General features: G+C 52.4%; 17 protein-coding genes. 10 read left to right on the top strand and 7 right to left on the bottom strand.

The window, feature by feature from the left end; genetic code table 11:
• Positions 1-8: 8 nt before the first annotated feature.
• On the bottom strand, positions 9-587 hold the full coding sequence (locus tag KNP83_RS10715; RefSeq protein WP_214762452.1) for a metallophosphoesterase family protein: 579 nt from the start codon (positions 585-587) through the stop codon (positions 9-11).
• Positions 584-1,075 carry a YajQ family cyclic di-GMP-binding protein gene (locus tag KNP83_RS10710; protein WP_214762451.1) on the bottom strand — a complete coding sequence of 164 codons (492 nt, stop codon included), beginning with the start codon at positions 1,073-1,075 and terminating at the stop codon, positions 584-586. Before KNP83_RS10710 ends, KNP83_RS10715 begins: the two co-directional genes overlap by 4 nt.
• Before the next feature lie 70 nt (positions 1,076-1,145).
• On the opposite strand from KNP83_RS10710, the gene pulA reads away from it, so the two are divergent.
• A complete protein-coding gene (pulA, locus tag KNP83_RS10705; protein ID WP_214762450.1) occupies positions 1,146-3,140 on the top strand; it encodes a type I pullulanase in 1,995 nt (664 codons plus the stop codon).
• Between the two features lie 18 nt (positions 3,141-3,158).
• Here pulA and KNP83_RS10700 read toward each other — a convergent pair whose 3' ends face one another.
• Positions 3,159-3,323 (bottom strand): YycC family protein, encoded by a 165-nt coding sequence (locus KNP83_RS10700; RefSeq protein ID WP_214762449.1) that lies wholly within the window; start codon positions 3,321-3,323, stop codon positions 3,159-3,161.
• A 140-nt stretch (positions 3,324-3,463) separates the two neighbouring features.
• Here KNP83_RS10700 and KNP83_RS10695 point away from each other — a divergent pair, with 140 nt between their 5' ends.
• From KNP83_RS10695 to KNP83_RS10680, 4 genes are all read left to right on the top strand, one after another.
• Positions 3,464-4,255: a hypothetical protein gene (locus KNP83_RS10695; protein WP_214762448.1), complete on the top strand. Its 792-nt coding sequence runs from the start codon at positions 3,464-3,466 to the stop codon at positions 4,253-4,255.
• Positions 4,256-4,357: 102 nt separating this feature from the next.
• Positions 4,358-6,481, top strand: a complete 2,124-nt coding sequence (locus KNP83_RS10690) for an MMPL family transporter (RefSeq protein ID WP_214762447.1) — start codon at positions 4,358-4,360, stop codon at positions 6,479-6,481.
• A 254-nt stretch (positions 6,482-6,735) separates the two neighbouring features.
• On the top strand, positions 6,736-7,377 hold the full coding sequence (locus tag KNP83_RS10685; protein ID WP_214762446.1) for a YitT family protein: 642 nt from the start codon (positions 6,736-6,738) through the stop codon (positions 7,375-7,377).
• Positions 7,378-7,457: 80 nt separating this feature from the next.
• Positions 7,458-8,180 carry a YwiC-like family protein gene (locus KNP83_RS10680; protein ID WP_214762445.1) on the top strand — a complete coding sequence of 241 codons (723 nt, stop codon included), beginning with the start codon at positions 7,458-7,460 and terminating at the stop codon, positions 8,178-8,180.
• A 5-nt stretch (positions 8,181-8,185) separates the two neighbouring features.
• On the opposite strand, the gene KNP83_RS10675 is transcribed toward KNP83_RS10680, so the two are convergent.
• From KNP83_RS10675 to KNP83_RS10665, 3 genes are all read right to left on the bottom strand, one after another.
• Positions 8,186-9,130, bottom strand: coding sequence for a DUF4003 family protein (locus tag KNP83_RS10675; protein WP_251139338.1), 945 nt, complete (start codon positions 9,128-9,130; stop codon positions 8,186-8,188).
• A 90-nt stretch (positions 9,131-9,220) separates the two neighbouring features.
• Positions 9,221-9,652, bottom strand: a complete 432-nt coding sequence (locus KNP83_RS10670) for a type III secretion system chaperone family protein (protein WP_016509669.1) — start codon at positions 9,650-9,652, stop codon at positions 9,221-9,223.
• Positions 9,653-9,718: 66 nt separating this feature from the next.
• Entirely contained in the window at positions 9,719-9,985 is a 267-nt protein-coding gene (locus KNP83_RS10665; RefSeq protein ID WP_021068154.1) for a metal-sensitive transcriptional regulator, read from the bottom strand.
• Positions 9,986-10,271: 286 nt separating this feature from the next.
• Here KNP83_RS10665 and KNP83_RS10660 point away from each other — a divergent pair, with 286 nt between their 5' ends.
• The 5 genes from KNP83_RS10660 to KNP83_RS10640 all read left to right on the top strand — a co-directional run bounded on the left by KNP83_RS10660 (position 10,272) and on the right by KNP83_RS10640 (position 15,723).
• Positions 10,272-10,577 carry a rhodanese-like domain-containing protein gene (locus KNP83_RS10660; RefSeq protein ID WP_214762444.1) on the top strand — a complete coding sequence of 102 codons (306 nt, stop codon included), beginning with the start codon at positions 10,272-10,274 and terminating at the stop codon, positions 10,575-10,577.
• A complete protein-coding gene (locus KNP83_RS10655; RefSeq protein WP_214762443.1) occupies positions 10,574-13,042 on the top strand; it encodes a CoA-disulfide reductase in 2,469 nt (822 codons plus the stop codon). Before KNP83_RS10660 ends, KNP83_RS10655 begins: the two co-directional genes overlap by 4 nt.
• 180 nt (positions 13,043-13,222) lie before the next feature.
• On the top strand, positions 13,223-14,665 hold the full coding sequence (locus KNP83_RS10650; RefSeq protein ID WP_214762442.1) for an alanine/glycine:cation symporter family protein: 1,443 nt from the start codon (positions 13,223-13,225) through the stop codon (positions 14,663-14,665).
• A gap of 84 nt (positions 14,666-14,749) precedes the next feature.
• Positions 14,750-15,205 carry a DUF1877 family protein gene (locus KNP83_RS10645; protein ID WP_214762441.1) on the top strand — a complete coding sequence of 152 codons (456 nt, stop codon included), beginning with the start codon at positions 14,750-14,752 and terminating at the stop codon, positions 15,203-15,205.
• A 65-nt stretch (positions 15,206-15,270) separates the two neighbouring features.
• A complete protein-coding gene (locus KNP83_RS10640; protein WP_214762440.1) occupies positions 15,271-15,723 on the top strand; it encodes a hypothetical protein in 453 nt (150 codons plus the stop codon).
• Between the two features lie 40 nt (positions 15,724-15,763).
• Here the strand turns inward: KNP83_RS10640 and KNP83_RS10635 are convergent, their stop codons facing one another.
• Positions 15,764-16,771, bottom strand: a complete 1,008-nt coding sequence (locus KNP83_RS10635) for a metal ABC transporter solute-binding protein, Zn/Mn family (protein WP_214762439.1) — start codon at positions 16,769-16,771, stop codon at positions 15,764-15,766.
• Positions 16,772-16,834 lie beyond the last annotated feature (63 nt).

Raw genomic sequence — 16,834 nt, 5'->3', positions numbered from 1 at the left:
CCCTTTTCTTATGCTTTCATGCGTGTGACGGTCCGGGCTTTCGTGTCGTATAAACACCACTCCCGGTCGAAGATGACGGCGCCGACGTTGATGATGTAGCGTTTTTTCTTCAGGACGAACGGCTGTCCGATTTCCCAAGGAATCGAGCGGCCTTTCCGATAAATCCCAGGGATATGGCTATGTCCGATAAAGACAAGCGGATACTTGCCTTTCTCGACGATTGGTTCCCAGTCCGGACTCCATTTCACTTGGTGCCCGTGCAAGAACAACGCCTCGTCAAGCGTCGTCTGCTCCGGTAATAAGGCGATGCGTGTCTTGACCGGGTGCGACACGACGAGCACCTCGTCAATCCGTTCCTCTTGATTGCCGCGCAGACTCGGGAAGGTGAGAAGCGCCTCATAGTCCGAATCGAACGTCACGACATCGGACACTTCATGAAAGCGTTCGTTGCGCCGTTTCTTCCCGATGTGGCACTCGTACAAATCGCCGAGGCAAAGGATGTGCTCCGTCTCGCGACGGACCGACTCGAGCACGGCTTTCAAATCATCAAACGAACCATGCGGGTCACTGATGATGGCGAGTTTCATCGGTAGTTCGTGAATTGGGCGTCGACGGACAATTCGAGCTCACGGACGAGTTGCATGACGGCTTGAAGGTCATCACGCGACTTGGCCGTGACACGGATTTGATCGTCTTGAATTTGCGACTTCACTTTTAGTTTTGATTCTTTGATGGCGTTGTTAATTTTTTTCGCATCGTCCTTATCGATGCCGCTCTTTAATTTGACGCGTTGACGGACCGTCCCCCCGAGGGCACGTTCGACTTTTTGATAATCTAAGTTTTTCGTAGGGACGCCACGTTTAATCAACTTCGTGATCATGACGTCTTTCAATTGCTCGAGCTTATAGTCGTCATCTGAGACGAGGACGAGATCGCCGTTCTCGAGTGACATCTCACTCTTCGATCCTTTAAAGTCGTAACGGTTCAAAATTTCCTTCTCAGCGATTTGAATCGCGTTCTTCACTTCTTCGAGGTTCATTTCTGACACAATATCAAAAGAATTGTCTTTTGCCATGTTTCATCCATCCTTTACAAGGGTTTTGTTATAATGATAGCAGATTTGAAGTAGTGAAGGAGTGAAAGAGATGGAACATACTATCGATCAACAGACAAATGTAGATTTAGACCATATGGCATATCACGGCAAAGACCTCGGGGTGACGTTTAAAAGTGACCTGATCCGGTTGCGGGTCTGGTCGCCGGTCGCCGAAGAGATGACGGTGAAACTATACCGGACGCCGCGAGCGCGGAAGTTCGAACGGTTGCCGCTAGAGCGGGCCGAGAAAGGGACGTGGGTCATCGAACTCGATCGTGCCTTGTTCGAAGGTCAGTTTTATGTGTTCGAGGCGGTCGTCGCCGGCAAACGTGTCGAATCGCTCGACCCGTATGCCAAAGTCGTCGGGGTCAATGGGAAGCGCGGGTGTCTGCTCGACCCATCCACGCTCAACCCGGACCATTGGATCAAAGAACGTCCGCTCTTCCACTCGTCACAAGAAGCGGTCATTTATGAGGCGCACGTCCGTGATTTGACGAGTCATCCGGACAGCGGCGTCATGCATCGTGGGAAATTCCTCGGGATGACCGAGGTCGGCACGAAGACACCGACGGGTTATCCGACAGGTCTCGACTATATTACCGGTCTCGGTATCACGCATCTCCAACTCATGCCATTCTTCGATTACGGTTCAGTGAACGAGTCGCGTGAGAGCGAGGCGAACTATAACTGGGGTTATGACCCGGTCCACTATTTTGCCGTCGAGGGCTCATACGCCTCGTCAGCGGATGACCCGGCCGCTCGCATCATCGAGTTGAAAGCGATGATTCAAGCACTGCACGATCGTGGCATCCGTGTCATCATGGACGTCGTGTTCAACCATACGTACGATGCGTTGACGACACCGCTCGGACAGTTCGTGCCGGACTACTATTACCGGTTGAACGAGGACGGCACGCTCGCCGACGGTTCGGCATGCGGAAACGATACAGCATCCGAGCGCGCAATGATGCGCAAATTGATCGTCGAATGTGTGTCGTATTGGGCGAAAGAGTTCATGATTGATGGCTTCCGCTTCGATTTGATGGGACTCCATGATGTCAAGACGATGAATCAGGTCCGCAAGGCGCTCGATCGCATCGACCCATCGATTCTCGTGACCGGCGAAGGCTGGGATCTCGACACACCGCTGTCGGTCCGTAAAAAAGCGAACCAACATAACGCCCATAAGATGCCGCGCATCGCCCAGTTCAACGATGCGATTCGCGACGGCGTGCGTGGGGATGTGTTCATCGACGATTTGCCGGGTTGGATCAGTGGCAACACGGATATGACGGCGGACGTGAAACGCGGTATTGCCGGTGCGGTCACGAGCCAAAGTTTTGCCGATGAGCCGAACCAAGTCGTCAACTATGTCGAGTGTCATGACAACTTGACGCTGTGGGACAAACTGGCCGTCACGAATCCAGACGATGATGAGACGACACGCCGCCGTCGGCATCGCCTCGCGACGTCGATCGTGTTGCTCGGTCAAGGCATCCCGTTCCTGCATAGCGGTCAAGAGTTCTTCCGCACGAAAGACGGGGACGAGAACAGTTTCAACTCGGGCGAGGTCGTCAACCGTCTCGATTGGACGCGAGCCGAGCAAGAGACGCCGAGCGTCGAATACGTGAAGGGCTTAATCAGTCTCCGCAAACAATATCCGTTGTTCCGTCTCGAGAACACGGAACAGATTCGCAAACATCTGCGCTTCTTCGATGAAGAGGAAGGGGTCATCGCCTTCGAACTCAGTCGCCACGTCGAGGGGTACGTCGAACGACATCGGGTCTACCATAACGGACTCGAGGAAGCGGTCGAGGTGAAACTCCCGGCTGGCAAGTTCGAGGTCCACGTCGAAGACCATACCGTCAATTTGACGGCACCACGTCTGCTTGAAGAGCGGCATGTCACGGTCGCGCCGCTATCGACCCTTGTCGTGACAGAGCGCCGTCCGGACTACAGCAAATATGCGGTCGCCGGTGGAGCTGCCTTGGCCATCGTCGGTCTCTGGTATGTCGCGAAAAAACGGAAAACGAAACAACAGTAAGCACGAAAAAAGGAGACGTCATTCCGTCTCCTTTTCATCGTTCGTTTCAGTTTTGGCTGCCTCGAGCTCCATCATCTTCTTGACGATGATGTGTTTAGGCATATGCATGAGTTCCTCGAGCGGGACGTTTAGCTTTTTGGCAAGCTCGACCGCCGTCTCGGGAGAGAGTTGAAGTGGGCGCATGAAGGTTCCTCCTTTCCAATTACGGGTATGCTACTGCCAGTATACAGGAAAAGCGGACGGTTGGAGAATGTGTTCGGTGAACACATTCAAAATCGAAAAAAGCGTCAGGCGTTGCTAAGCTGAAACTAGGAAGTGATCAAATGTACAAACAAGTAGCAGACTATCAATTTCATCAGACGGTTGAGTGGTTAGAGCGTGTTGGTGGAGGATGGATGTTGTATTTGGCGCAAACCGGGTTTCTGTTTTTTGACGAGACGTTCCAAATCCGATGGGAACTCGAGTGGAAATGGGCACCTTGCGCACTATATATTGAACCACATGGTAGAAGAGCCGTCGCGCTATTTCGAGAGTTACAGACATACGGAGTCATGGATTTGACAAACGGGACGATGGAACGTCACCAGATTCCACGGACGTTCCATGACGATTGGTTCAGTAACCTGCACTATTGGTCAGGAGACGATTTGTATTTGTACTCGGCTGAATCAGATCTCGTCGCCTTGAATTTGAACGATCACACGTTTCGGTATAGCCGTTACGAGGAAATCCCGGAGTTCGGACGTATTATCGAACTCGCGTATCAACCGACCTATGATTTCGAACGATTCACGGCACCTGGCCTCGTGACCTTGTACGATGAACGGAATCAACAGTTCATGGTCGAGGACGTCGAAGCGGGCGCGCGTTGGAAGATTCCATACGGGGGTGACCGTGATTTGGTCATCGTCGATCAAATCGGTGTGACGACCGCCATCACCTCGATGACATCGTTTCAACTGTTTGAGCGCGATTGTGAAGTGTTCTCTTCGGAAGTATGTGCCGAGACCGAATTATTGAAAGTCGTCTTATTGGACGAGCCGGGCGACAGACTTGTCGTCCTATCGACGCCGCGCCGCTTCTGCCATAGCTGGCTGCAAGTGTTCGAGCGTTGATAATCCTGGACCGGGACATGGTTCAGGATTTTTTTACGAAGGCTTATACAATCTCGCCTAAAAACGGGAACAGTCTTCTTAGATGGAGAGGAGTGGACAGGGATGGAACGATTAGGACAAGCGTTAGTCCGATGGCGCTACGCTGTCGTATTGATTTGGACGGTGTTACTCGCGGTATCGGTGTATTTCGGATTACAGTTGCCAGGTGAATTGCGCGGCAACGGGTTTGCGATTCAAGACGGGCGCTTCGCCCAAGTGGAAGATACGTTGAACGACCGGTTCGACCGGGCCGGGGCCTCGATGATCGTCTTGTTGGAAGGTGGCGATTTAGAGACGGTCATCGAACAGCAACGCGATCGGCTCGCTGAGGTCGACGGGGTCGATGGTGTGATTACACCAACGGAAAACCCAGACGCCCGCTCTGGAGACGCGGCTTACTTATTGCTCGAGTTCGAGGACTACGATGCGGCTGAAGCGTCCATCGCTGATGTTCGCGACGCCTTGATTCGAGATACGGATACAGACGTGCGACTGACCGGAGAACCGGTCTTCGCGGATGACTTGAATGAGGCGTCGAAGAATGACTTGATTCGGGCCGAGTTGATCGGGATTCCGGTCGCATTGCTCGTCCTCTTGCTCGTCTTCGGGACACCGCTCGCTGCGGTCATGCCTTTATTCGTTGGCTTGATTACGTTCATCGTGGCGGCCGGCTCGTTGTTCTTCTTTGCCCAGACGATGGAACTGTCCATTTTCGTCTTGAATGCGGTCGCGATGATCGCTATCGCGCTCGGCATCGACTTCTCGCTCTTGCTCGTCAACCGTTACCGGGAAGAGCTCGCGCATGGGAATTCACGTGAGGCGGCCATCGTCCGAACGGTCGCAACGGCCGGCCGGTCGATTCTGTTCTCGGGACTTTGTGTGTTCGTCGGACTGGCCGGATTGCTATTCATCCAAGTCGACGTGTTTCAGGCGGTAGCGCTCGGCGCATTGATGGCGGTCGCCGGTGCGGTCTTGTCGGCGCTCACGTTGTTGCCGTCTGCCTTATATATCGTCGGGGATGCCATCAATAAAGGGCGTCTCATCAAGACGAATGAGACGCGCTCCGAGGTGCGGTGGCAGAAGTTGGCCCGTTTTGTGATGCGACGTCCTGTCGTCATGACAATCGTCGCGCTGTTGTTATTGTTACCGAGCCTCTGGTTCGTCCGCGACCTTGAGCTGAACATCCCGGGTGCCGACGCACTTCCGACGTCATATGAATCTCGGGCCGCCCTTGAACGTTGGGACGACGTGTTCGGAGAGACGTCGACCGATGCGGTGCTTTTATTTGAGGCGAACGATTTGACCGACTCGATGATTCTCGATGAATTGACGGCACTTACCGATGAGCTGTCCGAGGATCCAATCGTCGACAACGTGACGACGTTCTTAACGGCGTCCGGGCTCGAACCAGCCGAATTCCAACAACTCGCTGAAGCGGCGCCGGAACAGCTCGAGGCGTTCGAACGCCTCGTCACGCTCGAAGGGAATACGGACCTCGCCCTCGTCAACGTCAGTTTCAACGTCGCGCCGAGCGACAAAGACGCCCAGGCGTTCGTCAGAGATTGGCGCGAGAGCGGTTTTAATGTCGGGGGACCGGCTGCGTTCAACGAAGAAATCTATGAGGAGATTTATGACAGTATCCCGTATGCGGTCGTGACCGTCATCTTGGCAACGATGGTCATCCTCATGTGGGCGTTCCGCTCGGTCTTGATTCCGATTAAGGCGATTATCATGAACGTGCTCGGTCTCGGGGCGACGTTCGGTCTGCTCGTCATCATCTTCGAGTCGGGCTACGTGTACGATGCCGAGACAATCAGTATCTTGACCCCGGTGTTCATCTTCTCGCTCGTGTTCGGTCTGTCGATGGACTATGAGGTGTTCCTCGTCTCACGGATCGAGGAATATTACCGGGAGACAGGCGATAACGATTACGCGACCGAGATGGGACTCGCCAAGACGAGTAAAATCATTACGTCGGCCGCGGTCATCATGATTGTTGTCACGGGCGCGTTCGCCTTCACCGGCGTCAGCCCGATCAAACAGCTCGGCGTCGGCATCGCGCTCGCCATCTTCATCGATGCGACGATCATTCGAATGCTGCTCGTCCCATCCTTGATGAAACTGTTCGGGGACTGGAACTGGTGGTGGTTCGGGAAGAAAGATTTACCGAAACGTAACTTACACTAAATGTACAGTTAATGAAACAACTCCGGAATTGTGTTAGACTGGTCACATGACTACGCGCAATTTGGGAAAGGAAGGTCTTTATGGATACCGAGAGGACATGGCCTCTGTTTCAATTACCGGACTTCTAGCGTTGATTTTTTTACAAGCAACATCAATGTAAAAATCAACAAACGGAAGATCGGAGATGGAACAGATGGAACCGCGGCTACGACTGAGGATCCTCCTCTCCGTTGAAAACGGGGAGGACAATCGGAATGAAACGAGTTGCTACCATAGTGCTCGGAACGCTGATCATGGCGTTCGGTTATTATTATTTGAATGAACAGTTTGGTTTGGCAGAAGGAGGGTTCGTCGGGCTAGCATTGCTCGGCCGCTATCTATTTGATATCGATCCGGCGATCTCGATGATCGTACTCGATATCCCCTTCTTTTTAATCGCCCTTTGGTGGAAAGGCTGGCGCTTCGTGGGACAAGCCGTGCTTGCCGCGACGTCACTGTCGCTCAGCTATGCCATATGGGATCGCTTGGATTTACTCACGTTCGATATCCAAGTGTGGCCGGCAACGTTGTTTGCCGCCATCGCGAGCGGGATTGTGACCGGTTACGGTCTCGGTCTCGTCTTGAAATCGGGCGGGGCGACCGGAGGCGACGATTTATTCGCCCTCGGCTTATCGAAATGGACCGGCGTATCGGTCGGGACGATTCTCATCACGTTTGATGTCATCGTCTTGGCAATCTCGCTCATCTATTTGCCACTGTCGAATGCACTGTATACGCTCGTCGCGGTCTCGATCGCGGGTCGTGTCGTCACGAAGATGTTGACGGACGACGTGGTCGAACATACCAAGCCGACGGTCATCAAACCCAAGCTTGCACCAAAAAACGATCTCGCCTGAGATCGTTTTTTGTTTTGTAAAATTTATCACAGTTTTATAGCCGTCTTTCTTCTACACTGAACGTAGAAGGAGGGAGTCACATGAAATGGATGATTCCAAAACAACACGGCGCTTGGTCGATGCTCATCTTACCGTTCTTACTCGGCGGGATTGTCGGTGGGTGGACGCTCGCGCACATCCCGTTCGCCATCGCCTGGTTGTTCGTTTATATGGGGACATTTTTCTTGTTCCAATTCATCAAGCAACGGAAGAAATCGCAGCAGATGTTGCGCACGGTCATCACGTATTTGACGATTGCGATCGTCGCGGCCATCCCCGTGTTTCTGTCTGATTGGCGTCTCGTCTGGTTCGTCCTTGCGATGATGCCATTCGGTCTCGTCAACGCTTATTTCGCCAAAATCAAGGACGAGCGTAACGTCTGGAATGACGTCAGCGCCGTCACCTCGTTTTGCATCGGCGGGATGGCGAGCTATTATCTCGGGGCGCGCGCCTTCGACGCGACGATGCTGTGGGTATTTGCTTTGCCGTATTTATATTTCCTCGGAAGCATCTTTTTCGTCAAGACGATGATTCGGGAGAAAAAGAGCCGCTTCTATCGGAACGTATCGTGGGGGTATCACGTCGTCCTCGTCACCCTCTTTGTCGTGCTCAGCTACCCAGTGCTCGCGCTCGCTTACGCGCCGAGCCTAATCCGAGCAATCGCGTTCTACGGCAAAAAGATCCCCATCATGAAGATCGGGATCGTCGAAATCGCCAACTCGGTGTTCGTGCTCGGTTGTCTCAGTTGGTACTTGTTTAGTTGAGGGGATTAGTCGCTCGAAGACGTACTTGAGATGATGGCAACGGTCGCCGCGGCCGTTGCGGCCTGTTGCATGGCGAGCAAATGGGCGAACGTACCGTGCAACAGTAAATCGCTCGCGTCTTCCGTAATGTTGTTCGCCGCAACGAGCTGCAGAGCGACCGTCAACGCGTGGGCATGGAACCAACGATTTCGTTCTTTCTCGGCGCTCGTAATTTCCATCAGGTCGCGCTCATCGTTGTCGTTCGGGGCCGCGACGATGGCCAACAGGGCGAGTGCTGGCAGATGCTCGTTTTTGACGGCGATTCCTTGTCCTTGGAGCCGCGTACGCCAGTCCAAAAAGCGGCGGATGACCTCGTCTGAGGGCAAGTCGCTAAAAGCGAGCAGATGGGAGACAAGTTGGAGCTCGTTCGAGCGGGACAACTCGACTTTCAACGCTTCGTAATACGCCTCAATCCGTTGACTCAACGCATCGTGGTCATCGAACGCTTGAACGAGAACGAGGGCAGACAACAGGTCCTCCTCGGTCGTCAGCCAAGGGTGGTTTCGTTTGAACGTTTGATAGAGCGCGCTCGCCTCATCGAGCCGGCGTTCAGGCTCCTCGACGTTAATCAGCTGGCTCGCGATGAAAGGCCGTAACATACTGAAGCGGAAGTGCTTTCGGTCGAGCAACGTGTCGAGCCGGAGTACCTCGTCGATGGCCGGTTCGATGTCTTCATACTTGGCGTCGAGAAACGACAGCCAGACGAAATTATTGCTGCCGCGAAATTTTGAGAACATGCCGGTCTTTTGTTTCAGAACCGCTTGAGCGTGTTCGAACCGTTTCGAATCGAACGGGGCATCGTGCATGGCGTAGTTGATTGCCATCAAACGTCGGAAATCGTCAGTGAACCATTTTGTCGCCCCCCTGATTCCTTCGAGTGCTTCGAGGTAATGGGTGTAACGTGTCATCATCAGCAATTCCTCCTTTTTCTCCTTATACGAGTCCGCTCGAAAGAATGATTCAAAAACAGCCGCCCTGGATTCGTCCGGGGCGGCTGTTTGTTATTGGACTTGCGTATACAACTTCTGCATGTACTCGTTCACTTCGTCGGCCGCTTGGAACATCATGAATGAATGTTGCAAGATGATCTCTGGCGAGAAGCCGAGGTCGAGGTCGAGCGTCGAGGCGAGCGTGACATCACGGTCGCTGTCGAGCACGCAGCGGAAGTATTTGAACTCTTGGTTGAACTCGTTCAACGCGTTCAGAATCGGTAGGTCTTCGACGTAATCCGGCACGTGTGTGACCGTCGCGGCATACAGCTCCGCATCTGTCGTCTTTTTGTTGAAGGCGATAATCATAACGGGTTGAGCCCCGGATTTAGTCGTTTCACGCGTCAAAAATGTGACGTGCGTTTCAGTTTCGCTCTCTTTGAACGTCATATTGCGTTCAGCGACGAGCGCTTTAAATGATTCTACTTTTTCTTCGAAGTTCACAAACAAGTCCCCCTTAAAAGTCGTTACTCTAACTTTCGCCCATTTGCGTAGGGAAAGCAAGGGGAACTAGCGTTTCATCAACATTTTGATGGCTTCTTCGACGGTTTCCGACGTATCTTCGCCATCTTGTTGGGCAGTGATGATGCACTGCTCCAAGTTCTTCGCGACGATGATGGTCGAGGCACGGTCAAGCGCTGATCGGGCCGCACTTAACTGCGTCACGACGTCACGACATTCTTTCCCTTCTTCCATCATGCGGATGATGGCCCGAATTTGTCCTTCGACCCGTTTCATCCGGTTCAACACTTTTGCATCGTATTGATACTGTTCCATTCGCTTCACCTCTATATTCAAATCGTTCAGTAATCCAACTATTTAATGTGTAGTCTCATCTTAATACGTGGGGGAGTATGTGTCGAGCAACAACGTTTGATGTGAAGATTTTTCAAACGTTTACCGATTCGACAAACAAATCGCTTGCAATCAAATACCGCAGGGGGTATATTAATGACGTGGAAGCGATATGTTCATAAAATCACAAACTTTTAACGGACGCCCGCTACCAAGCTGACGAATAAATAAGTGAAACTTTATAGATACAAAGGATGGATAAACAGACATGAAAGCATCTGCGTTGAAACGGCAAATGGATTTTGAAGTACCGGTAAATATCGTCGACGTTCGTGAACGGGACGAGTTCCAAGAAGCGCACATTGAGGGCGCGGCAAACTATCCGCTCTCCGAAATGTCGGAATGGATTGATTCGCTCAATCCTGAAGAAGAGTACATCGTCCTTTGCCTCTCAGGCGCTCGCAGCACGCAAGCGACTTGGCAAATGGAAGCGAAAGGTTATAAAGTGGCCAATATAGAAGATGGCTTGATGAGTTGGCCAGGTGAAGTCGTCAAAGGAGGAAATGAGCAATGAGTCAAAAAATCGTAATCGTCGGTGGAGTCGCCGGTGGTGCTTCGGCAGCCGCCCGTCTTCGACGCTTAAATGAAGAGAACCAAATCGTCATGTTCGACCGGGGCGAGTATATCTCGTTCGCGAACTGTGGACTTCCCTATTACATCGGTGACGTGATTCAAGATCGTCAAAAATTGCTCGTCCAAACGGTCGAGGGGATGAACAAGCGTTTTCAACTCGACGTCCGTAATTTGACGGAAGTGACAAAAATCAACCGTGCCGAGAAGACGGTATCGGTGAAACACGTCCAGACAGGTGAGACGTACGAGGAGTCGTACGACGTACTCGTATTGTCACCAGGTGCGAAACCGATTCGTCCGAACATCCCAGGGATCGAAGAAGCAGAAGATATCTTCACGCTCCGCAACATCCCGGATACGGATAAAATCCGCAGCTACGTCGATGACAAAGCGCCGAAACATGCGACAGTCATCGGTGGTGGTTTCATCGGGATTGAAATGGCTGAAAACTTACGGGAACGTGGCGTCGACGTCACACTCGTCGAGATGGCCGATCAAGTCATGACACCGCTCGACCGTGAGATGGTCGCACCGGTTCAGGAGCATATGCGTCTCCATGGCGTCGATCTTAAGCTTTCTGACGGTGTCGATTCGTTCTCTGAGAAAGGGAAACGTGTCCACTTGAAGAGCGGTCGCGTCATCGATACTGATATGATCGTCCTATCAATCGGTGTCGTACCAGAATCGTCAATCGCAACGGAAGCAGGACTTGAGACAGGCATCCGTGGCGCCATCCGCGTCAACGAGAAGATGCTCACGTCAGACCCGAACATCTACGCCATCGGTGACGCCGTCGAAGTGCTCGACTATATCTTTAAAGAGCCGACGGTCGTTCCGCTCGCATGGCCGGCCAACCGCCAAGGGCGTCTTGTCGCCGACATCATCAACGGTCGTGACGTCAAATATAACGGAACGATGGCGACTGGAATCGCCAAAGTCTTCGATATGACGGTCGCCTCGACCGGTTGGAACGAGAAGCGTTTGACGGCGGCCGGGAAAGAATTCGAAGCCGTCCACGTCCACCCGGGTTCACATGCAGGGTATTACCCAGGATCGACACCCGTGTCACTCAAACTGTTGTTCCATCCGACGACAGGTGAAATCTACGGCGCGCAAGGCGTGGGGATGAACGGCGTCGATAAACGTATCGACGTGATTGCGACAGCGATGAAAGGCGGCTTGACGGTGCTTGACCTCCCAGACCTTGAACTCAGCTACGCACCACCGTTCAGCTCGGCGAAAGATCCGGTCAACATGATCGGTTACGTCGCCTCGAACGTCGTCCTCGGCGATAACGAAGTCGTGCACTGGAATGAGATTGACGACTTGGTTCAAAATGGCGCGACATTGCTCGACGTCCGTGACGAGTCGGAGCACGAACTTGGTAAAATTCCTGGCTCGATCAACGTACCACTCAACTCGCTACGCGAGAACTTGGATCACTACAACAAAGATGAAACGATTTATGTGACGTGCCAAGTCGGGCTTCGCGGATATCTCGCATCCCGCATCTTGCGTCAAAACGGCTTCAAGGTGAAAAACTTGAGCGGTGGCTACAAGACGTGGTCACAAGTAAAACGTGATTTCGATGCCATCGAGGCAGGCACGCAGGCAGTCAATGAGACTGCCGCTACAGCAACGGAGGAGGCACCGCCAGCAATGACGAATCAACCAGTCGGGGAACCGATTTTCCTAGATACGTGCGGTCTGCAATGCCCGGGACCGATCTTAGAAGTGAATAAAAAAGTAGCCGAGCTCGGCGAAGGAGAGACGCTCCGTGTCCTCGCAAGCGATCCAGGTTTCTTCGCAGACATCGAAGCATGGGCGAAGAAAACGGGCAACCAACTCGTCTCGAAACAATTTGTGAATGGTCGCGTCGAAGCGGTGCTTCAAAAAGGAAATGGTCCTGCTACCGTCCAAGCGGGCGCGCCAGCAGGCGACGGCGCATCGATGGTCGTCTTCAGTGGGGACCTCGACCGGGCACTCGCTTCGTTCATCATCGCCCAAGGTGCTGCGGCGATGGGCAAAGACGTGACGATGTTCTTCACGTTCTGGGGACTCAACGTCATCCGTAAACCAGACGCGCCAGAAGTGAAAAAGCAAGGCCTCGAGAAGATGTTCGGCATGATGATGCCGTCGCATGCGGGTGAGCTTCCGCTCTCGAATATGAACTTCGGTGGTATGGGTCAGAAGATGATGAAGAAAGTGATGAGCGACAAAAACGTGCCATCCCTTGACCAAATGATCAAATCGGCTCAAGAGGCAGGCGTCAAAATGGTCGCTTGTACGATGTCGATGGACGTCATGGGCATCAAAGAAGAAGAGTTAATCGACGGTATCGACCTCGGTGGTGTGGCAGCGTACCTCGGAGCAGCCGAAGGCGGTAACTTGAACCTGTTTATCTAATCAAATGTTGGAAGTTAGGCGATCGGTCACGTGACCGGTCGCCTTTTCATGCTCACTCGCGATGGGGAAAATTGTCGAAAAAGATTGCATTTTTAAAACGTTTTTCCTATAATTCTACTCATGTAAATAAAGTTGACATAACTTTTTCTTATAACTTACACATACACGGAGGATTAAAAGATGGAGAAATTCGTAGAAAATCTCGTTTCATCAGCCAACGACCTGCTCTGGTCGTCAGTGCTAATCGTTGTCCTTGTCGCCTTAGGTTTGTACTTCACCATTCGCATGGGGTTCGTCCAGTTCCGGATGTTTCCTGAAATGCTCCGTCTCTTGTTCAAAGACGGCATGAAGCGTGAAAAAGGCCAGGTCTCGTCATTCCAAGCGTTCGCCATCGGGACGGCGGCACGCGTCGGAACAGGGAACATCGCGGGTGTCGCGACGGCCATCGCGCTCGGAGGCCCGGGAGCCGTCTTCTGGATGTGGCTCATCGCGCTCATCGGATCGGCTTCGGCGTTCGTCGAAAGTACGCTCGCGCAAGTGTACAAGATTCGCGACGGTCGCACATGGCGCGGTGGCCCGGCTTACTATATGGAACGTGCGCTCGGTCAGCGCTGGCTCGGGATTTTGTTCGCCATCTTGATTACATTCTCGTTCGGCTTCGCCTTCAACTCGGTTCAGTCGAACACGATCTCGCTGTCAGTCAGCAACCAGTTCGGGATTAGCACGACGACAGTCGGTCTCGTCTTGGCTGTCGTGACAGCCATCATCATCTTCGGTGGGATTCAATCGATTGCCGTGCTCTCGAGTATCATCGTTCCAATCATGGCCGGTGGTTACATCTTGCTCGCAGGGTGGATCATGATTTCGAACGCCTCGTTGTTGCCGGAAGTATTCGGCTTGATTTTCTCAGAAGGAATCTTCGGGCTGCAACAATTGTTCGGTGGTGCCATCGGGGCGATGGTGCTCCAAGGGATTCGTCGTGGTCTCTTCTCGAACGAAGCGGGAATGGGTTCAGCCCCGAACGCGGCGGCGACTGCTGAAGTATCGCACCCGGTCAAACAAGGTTTGATTCAGTCGTTCAGCGTCTTCGTCGACACGCTGCTCGTTTGTACGTCGACCGCGATGATTATCTTGTTGTCAGGTGTCGCCGGTTCAGAGTCGTTCGCAGGTGTCGAATTGACACAAGCGGCGCTCACGGCAGAGATTGGTCCGATGGCGACATCGTTCCTCACGATCGCGATTTTCTTGTTCGCGTTCAGCTCGATTCTCGGAAACTACTACTATGGCGAGACGAACATCCAGTTCATCTCGGATAAAAAGATTTACGTCATGCTCTACCGCATCGGTGTCGTCGGCATGGTCCTCTTCGGAGCCGTCCGTTCGGCTGGTCTCGTCTGGTCAATCGCGGACGTGTTCATGGGCCTCATGGCACTCGTTAACTTGTATGCGATTTTCCGCCTCGCGAAAGTTGCCCGTCTCGTCCTCGACGATTACTTGGAGCAACGCCGTCAAGGTGAAGATCCGGTCTTCTACGCCGATTCGATTGACAACTTGCCAGGCCGCGAGCACATCGAAGCTTGGGAATCAGAGGAAGAAGTCAAAACAGGTACCATCCGTTCATAAACGACAAACCGTCTACGAAAGCGCGTAGACGGTTTTTTTGCACCCAAAAGATGGGTAAACTGAAGAAAAGGGGGGCGTTCAATCATGGAGACGACACACTATATACGCATTTCCCCGGAAGTATGGGTCTCGTTCGAACAAGACCCGGAAATGATTTTAGATTGGCTGTTGCACGTGCACAGTCAACTACGTGATACGTATGAGACGTTGACGCTCCCGAACATCGAACGTTTCCAAAAGATTCTTGGACAAATCGAGATTTATATCGATGGGGACGACACGTACAACTTAGAGATGGCCGTCATCGGGGAAGAATTGATCGTCAATGAGAAACAGGCGGTCGTCGTCGGGATTTTGACACCGCAACTGCTTCACATCGTCAAAGATGCGATGAATGCGTTCTCGAAAGAGGATGTCGCCGATATGGCTTTCGTTGACCATGAGGGGCTCGATGACGTTTGGCTCAAATGGACGCTGTTAAAACGATTCTGCGAAGAAGCGATGGAACGGGATGAACTCGTGTTGGTTTACTACGAATGAAAAGGCTATGAAAACATTTTGAGAATTGGTAAACTATTACAAATGGTTTATCAAGGAGTGGACATATGCTTGATTTCTTTGCCCAAATGACTTTTGTCATCGGTATCTTAAGCCCAATCTTTGCGTATCGGGCAGATCGGGAAAATGTAGGTCGAATCAATCTGGTCACCGTGTTTGCATTTTTAATTATATGGTTTTACGTCATCTCGACGGGTCCGGCCTATAATCATCCGATTTCGATTTTCTTCTACCTCTTGATTGTAGTGAACTGTGGCTTCGCCATAGGGAATAGCATACTCTTCCTGCGCAAGCGCAATCCATTGCTGAGTTTGAAGAAGTTGCTCGCAACGGTTCTCTGTTTGACGGTGCTTTGTTTCGTGTTCATTGAACTGATATACCCGACGAACGTGCTAATCGATACACTTCTCCAAACCTTGATGCTGACGGTTCCGCTTTTCGTTTGTGGTGTCATTTGGGCGAGACTTCGACAAATCGACCGGGAACCAGAACATACATAAACAGCTCGGCGCCTGCGCACCGAGCTGTTTTTAGTAACTCTTATTTCAATGCCGTCTCAAGCGCTTTGACGTTCTCACGCATGAGATCGAAGTAACTCTTGTCCATCTGCTCTTTCGTGACCGACTCCAAGTTGTAAATCGTCACCGTTTCCGCACCGATCTCGTTTCGAACGACTTGAGCCACTTTCGGTGTGACCGTGTCCTCGAAAGCGATGTGTGTCAAATCGTGAAGTTGTGCTTCCTCGATGACGCGTTTGAGCGCTTGTTGGGATGGTTCTTCTGACGGGGTGAGGCCGGTGATCGGGAGCTGCTCAAAACCGTACCGTTCAGCCAAGTAACCATAGGCCGCGTGTGTCACGAGAAGCTCTGATTTCGAGCCAGCGTCGACTGCTGCTTTGAGCTCGGCGTCGAGCGTGTCGGCCTCTTCTTTAAAGGCGCTTAAACGATCCGCGAACTCATCTTTATAATCAGGTGCCTGTTCGCTGAATGCCGCTTCGAATGCTTCCGCCATCGAGACAGCGTTCATTGGATCGAGCCAGACGTGGGGATCATATTGGCCGTGGTTATGCCCGTCATCTTCGCTATGACCGGCTTCTTCCTCGGCGTGCTCGTCTTCCTCATGTCCGTGCTCGTCTTCACTATGCTCATCTTCACCGTGAACGTGGACCGTGCCTTCAGCCGAAAGGAGTGTGACGTCTTCGGCCGTCTTCACAAACGTGACGTTCTCATTGGCCAAACTCTTTTCCATCGACTCGACGTATGGCTCGAGGTCATGGCCGACCGTCAAGAACAAGTCCGCCTCGGCGATATCGGTCATCTGCTTCGAGGTCGGCTCGTACGTATGGGGATCAGCGCCAGGCGGGATGACCATCTCGACGCGGACACGGTCGCCGCCAATTTCCTCGGCGAACGATTTCAAGGCGAACGTTGACGCATAGACGGTCAACTGGTCGCTCGTCTCCTCCGTCGCACCGCTCTCTTCATTACTGGCACATCCACCTAATAAAAGTGTGCCGGCAGCGGCAACACCCAATAACTTCTTATTCATGAACTCTTCCACCTGTCCTCTCTATGTGAACCTTTAAATCGTAACCGTTACGTTCTGTGACTG

The sequence above is a fragment of the Exiguobacterium sp. s146 genome (assembly GCF_018618415.1).
Classification (GTDB): Bacteria; Bacillota; Bacilli; order Exiguobacteriales; family Exiguobacteriaceae; genus Exiguobacterium.
This window is presented reverse-complemented; position numbering and strand designations above follow the sequence as displayed.

Excerpts from the sequence above, each read along its gene's own strand:
- KNP83_RS10715 (WP_214762452.1), bottom strand. The coding sequence starts at position 587 with ATGAAACTCGCCATCATCAGTGACCCGCATGGTTCGTTTGATGATTTG.
- KNP83_RS10710 (WP_214762451.1), bottom strand. The coding sequence starts at position 1,075 with ATGGCAAAAGACAATTCTTTTGATATTGTGTCAGAAATGAACCTCGAA.
- pulA (WP_214762450.1), top strand. The coding sequence starts at position 1,146 with ATGGAACATACTATCGATCAACAGACAAATGTAGATTTAGACCATATG.
- KNP83_RS10700 (WP_214762449.1), bottom strand. The coding sequence starts at position 3,323 with ATGCGCCCACTTCAACTCTCTCCCGAGACGGCGGTCGAGCTTGCCAAA.
- KNP83_RS10695 (WP_214762448.1), top strand. The coding sequence starts at position 3,464 with ATGTACAAACAAGTAGCAGACTATCAATTTCATCAGACGGTTGAGTGG.
- KNP83_RS10690 (WP_214762447.1), top strand. The coding sequence starts at position 4,358 with ATGGAACGATTAGGACAAGCGTTAGTCCGATGGCGCTACGCTGTCGTA.
- KNP83_RS10685 (WP_214762446.1), top strand. The coding sequence starts at position 6,736 with ATGAAACGAGTTGCTACCATAGTGCTCGGAACGCTGATCATGGCGTTC.
- KNP83_RS10680 (WP_214762445.1), top strand. The coding sequence starts at position 7,458 with ATGAAATGGATGATTCCAAAACAACACGGCGCTTGGTCGATGCTCATC.
- KNP83_RS10675 (WP_251139338.1), bottom strand. The coding sequence starts at position 9,130 with ATGATGACACGTTACACCCATTACCTCGAAGCACTCGAAGGAATCAGG.
- KNP83_RS10665 (WP_021068154.1), bottom strand. The coding sequence starts at position 9,985 with ATGGAACAGTATCAATACGATGCAAAAGTGTTGAACCGGATGAAACGG.
- KNP83_RS10660 (WP_214762444.1), top strand. The coding sequence starts at position 10,272 with ATGAAAGCATCTGCGTTGAAACGGCAAATGGATTTTGAAGTACCGGTA.
- KNP83_RS10655 (WP_214762443.1), top strand. The coding sequence starts at position 10,574 with ATGAGTCAAAAAATCGTAATCGTCGGTGGAGTCGCCGGTGGTGCTTCG.
- KNP83_RS10650 (WP_214762442.1), top strand. The coding sequence starts at position 13,223 with ATGGAGAAATTCGTAGAAAATCTCGTTTCATCAGCCAACGACCTGCTC.
- KNP83_RS10645 (WP_214762441.1), top strand. The coding sequence starts at position 14,750 with ATGGAGACGACACACTATATACGCATTTCCCCGGAAGTATGGGTCTCG.
- KNP83_RS10640 (WP_214762440.1), top strand. The coding sequence starts at position 15,271 with ATGCTTGATTTCTTTGCCCAAATGACTTTTGTCATCGGTATCTTAAGC.
- KNP83_RS10635 (WP_214762439.1), bottom strand. The coding sequence starts at position 16,771 with ATGAATAAGAAGTTATTGGGTGTTGCCGCTGCCGGCACACTTTTATTA.